The organism is Lentilactobacillus diolivorans DSM 14421, assembly GCF_001434255.1.
Taxonomy (GTDB): Bacteria; Bacillota; Bacilli; order Lactobacillales; family Lactobacillaceae; genus Lentilactobacillus; species Lentilactobacillus diolivorans.
Genome location: NZ_AZEY01000019.1, coordinates 1 through 1,048, shown reverse-complemented (window position 1 = coordinate 1,048; position 1,048 = coordinate 1). Strand labels below are relative to the sequence as shown.

Annotated in this window: 1 protein-coding gene and 2 pseudogenes; all 3 read right to left on the bottom strand. The window is 42.1% G+C overall.

The genetic code is table 11. The annotated features are described in order from the left end of the window. Window positions 1–209: pseudogene (locus FC85_RS01325) on the bottom strand (hypothetical protein); the annotation flags it as partial. A gap of 3 nt (window positions 210–212) precedes the next feature. Beyond that, a complete protein-coding gene (locus FC85_RS01320; protein WP_049170345.1) occupies window positions 213–428 on the bottom strand; it encodes a hypothetical protein in 216 nt (71 codons plus the stop codon). Between the two features lie 121 nt (window positions 429–549). Next, window positions 550–1,048 (bottom strand): annotated as a pseudogene (locus FC85_RS01315) (topoisomerase C-terminal repeat-containing protein); the annotation flags it as partial.

Sequence of the window (1,048 nt, the reverse complement as noted above, 5' to 3'; positions counted from 1 at the left end):
TTCTGCCATTGCTTAAAACCGGCGACTTGAGTGGCTTGAGGATTTTGCGCATAAATCAAATCAATGTTTCTGGCGCTATAATAATGAAATTTAGCCAGGGTATTAAGATACTGTTTAAATCGGTCACTATCGGTTAATTTTAGGATTTGCTGTTCAGCCTGGGCGACTAATTGTGCTTTCCAGGCTTTAACGTCTGCTTTACTCGGCATTGTCTACCCCTCCTCATCTTCAAAAATATCATTCAATATAGGGGCTACGTTGATTTGAATCGGAGTCGTGCCATAAAGGGCGATGTAGCCATCAGCTAATTTTTGCCAAGCCACTTGATAATAGGCTCCGTTACCAGTGATTTCTTTTAGATACTTGTAGGTTCCTTTAGCCTGCAAAACTGGTAATTCACTCCCAATGACTTCTAATTTATTATCCATTTTATGATCTCCTTTGCTTTGCTAATCTCACCCGTTGTTTAGGTTTACTTTTAGCTTTATAAAAGTGAACCTAAATGACGGGTTCACCAACCGGAACAACGTGAAGGGCGGTAGGCAGGTTCTAATCAAAATCAATACTTAATTTATGGCCGTCAAGCTTTAACTTGGCGTCAAACGACTTCCCCTTTTTGCTCTTGAAACCCTTTAATTTGCTGGTTTCCCCCCTTGGTGACCAGCGCTTTAATTGCGGTCTTCCCGAGGGTCTTACTGCTCCATTTCTTGGGTAGGGTAAAGTCCTCGCCTTGCTTGGGTTTCACGATGTAAAACTTTTGTTTATTTATGACAGTTACTTGTGGTGTTTCTAAGAAGACCTCGGCGGGCTTTTGTGCTTGCTGTTGGTGATTGATTTGTTGCTTAATGGCTGCACTGCCAGTCAATTGCGTGGGAACATCAGCAATTAACTTCGCCACAAAATTCTTGATTTGGCTCAAAAAATTATCCGGAGTGCGTTCTTCGGTACTGATTTGCTGTAACGCTTGCTCCCATTTAGCTGTCATTTCTGGACTAGTTAGCAAGGGTTCGAGTTCGACTGCTTTACATAAAGTGATTCCGGCTTCACT

Excerpts from the sequence above, each read along its gene's own strand:
- FC85_RS01320 (WP_049170345.1), bottom strand. The coding sequence starts at position 428 with ATGGATAATAAATTAGAAGTCATTGGGAGTGAATTACCAGTTTTGCAG.